The sequence below is a fragment of the Rhizobacter sp. genome (assembly GCF_031412495.1).
Lineage (GTDB): Bacteria > Pseudomonadota > Gammaproteobacteria > Burkholderiales > Burkholderiaceae_C > Schlegelella_A.
Window position 1 is genome coordinate 1 of the sequence record NZ_JANODC010000095.1, and the last position, 2,013, is coordinate 2,013.

Annotated in this window: 2 protein-coding genes; both read left to right on the forward strand. The window is 70.3% G+C overall.

The window, feature by feature from the left end:
- Positions 1 to 323, forward strand: a 323-nt coding sequence (locus AC30N0_RS03525; RefSeq protein ID WP_489516552.1) for a helix-turn-helix domain-containing protein, incomplete at its 5' end; no start/stop codon positions are given.
- Positions 324 to 354: 31 nt separating this feature from the next.
- A partial coding sequence (locus AC30N0_RS03530) for a DNA translocase FtsK (RefSeq protein WP_489516553.1) occupies positions 355 to 2,013 on the forward strand: 1,659 nt, incomplete at its 3' end.

The following is a 2,013-nucleotide window of genomic DNA, read 5'->3' on the forward strand; positions in this document are numbered from 1 at the left end:
CGCGCTGCCTGCCGGAGAACTCGAGCCTGTCGTACGCGATCATGCGCGGCCTGGTGCAGCGCCTGCGCAGCGCCGACCGGCAGATCGAATCGCTGGCGCTCCTCGACGTCTACGGCCGTGTCGCCCGCACGCTGCTCGACATGTCCGAGATGGAGGGCGAGGTCAAGCTGATCCGCAGCAAGGTGTCGCGGCAGGACCTGGCCAAGGTCGTCGGCGCCTCGCGGGAGATGGTCAGCCGCGTCATGAAGGACCTCGAGAGCCGTGGCATGGTGCAGACGCAGGAAAACGGCTGGGTCGTGATCAAGGAGCAGCTGACGGGCTGAGCGAGGCCCCGGCGTCGCCGACAATGGAGCGATGACCTTCCCGCTCGGTTCGCTTCGCGCCGAGGGGGCCGATGCACGGCCCCCGGGCTCCGGCCCCCAGGCCTCTTCCGCAGGCGCTGGTTGGCGCATCCAGCTCGGCCTGCTGGTCGGCGCCGTCGTCTGGCTGCTGGCCCTGATCGCGATGTCCACGCACAGCGCCGCCGATCCCGGCTTTTCCACCTCCGGCAGCGGCGGCCCGATCCGCAATCGCGCCGGCACGCTCGGCGCCTGGCTGTCCGACCTGGCCTTCTTCCTCGTCGGCTACTCGGCGTGGTGGGCCCTGCTCGTCGGTGGGCGCGCCTGGCTCGGGGCCCTGGCCGGCGCCCTGCGCGCGGCGGGCGGCGCTGCTCCGGCGCTCGCGTCCGAGCTCCCTCGGCCGGTCTGGTCGACCTGGCTCGGCCTGGCCTTGGTCCTCGCCGCCAGCGCATCGCTGGAGTGGACGCGCCTGTACCAATGGGAGGGCGTGGTCGCCGGCGGCAACGCCGGCGGCGTGCTCGGCTATGCGCTCGGCAAGACCAGCCAGTCCCTCCTCGGCTTCGCCGGGTCGGGCGTGCTGTGGATCGCCGTGCTCGTCGCCGGCGTGTCGCTGGCGCTGCGCTTTTCCTGGCTGCGCGTCGCCGAGCGCATGGGCGCCCGCATCGAGGCCCTGCGCTCGCGCCGGGTCGAGCGCATCGAGCGGGCCGAGGACCTTCGCCTCGGCGAAGAGGCGGCGCGCGAGCGCAAGGAGGTGGTCGAGGTCGAGCACGAGCTGCATGAGCAGCACCTGCCGATCGTCATCGAACCGACCCTCGTCGACGTGCCGAAGAGCACGCGCGTCGTCAAGGAGCGGCAGAAGCCGCTCTTCACCGAACTGGTCGACACCAAGCTGCCGCAGGTCGACCTGCTCGATTCGGCGCCGCAGCGGGTCGAGGGCGTCAGCCCGGAGTCGCTCGAGATGACCTCGCGCATGATCGAGAAGAAGTTGAAGGACTTCGGCGTCGACGTCCGCGTCGTCGCCGCCACGCCCGGGCCGGTGATCACGCGCTACGAGATCGAGCCGGCCATCGGCGTCAAGGGCGCCCAGGTCGTCAACCTCGCCAAGGACCTGGCGCGCAGCCTCAGCCTGGTCAGCATCCGCGTCGTCGAGACGATCCCGGGCAGGACGACGATGGCGCTCGAGCTGCCCAATGCCAAGCGGCAGACGATCCGCCTGTCCGAGGTGCTCGGCTCGCAGGTCTACGCCGACTCCGGCTCGCAGCTCACCCTCGGGCTCGGCAAGGACATCGTCGGCTTGCCCGTCGTCGCCGACCTGCAGAAGATGCCGCACTGCCTGGTCGCCGGCACCACCGGCGCCGGCAAGTCGGTCGGCATCAACGCCATGATCCTCAGCCTCCTGTACAAGGCGGAGGCCCGCGACGTCCGGCTCATCCTGATCGACCCGAAGATGCTCGAGATGAGCGTGTACGAAGGCATCCCGCACCTGCTCTGCCCGGTGGTCACCGACATGAAGCAGGCTGCCAACGCCTTGAATTGGGGCGTCGGCGAGATGGAGCGGCGCTACAAGCTGATGAGCAGGCTCGGCGTGCGCAACGTCGCCAGCTACAACAAGAAGCTCGCCGACGCTGCGGAGCAGGGCGAGTCGATCGCCAACCCGTTCAGCCTGACGCCCGAG